Source organism: Metabacillus sp. GQ13 (assembly GCF_059758525.1).
Map to the genome: position 1 here is coordinate 1 of NZ_JCAXET010000060.1, position 226 is coordinate 226.

At 38.5% G+C, this 226-nt stretch carries 1 pseudogene; it reads left to right on the forward strand.

Annotated elements, in window-relative coordinates:
• Window positions 1-226, forward strand: a pseudogene (locus AC6CHR_RS25130) (IS110 family RNA-guided transposase); the annotation flags it as partial.

A 226-nucleotide genomic window follows, 5' to 3' on the forward strand; every position in this document is an offset into this window, starting at 1 on the left:
TTTTAATGGCTAACCGTGATATGACTGTTAAGAGATTTGTTAGTGCTGTTAATCAAATCAATCGTTGGGTAGATATCGTTTTTCCTGAACTTCGCCAAGTCTTTAAAGACGTGAAAGGAAAAGGTGCAATCGCTACTCTTCGCTTATTCCCTACACCATTAGAAATAAGTTCTATGAAGGCACAAGATATCGTTGATGGTTGGAAATCAACAATGCAACGACACGC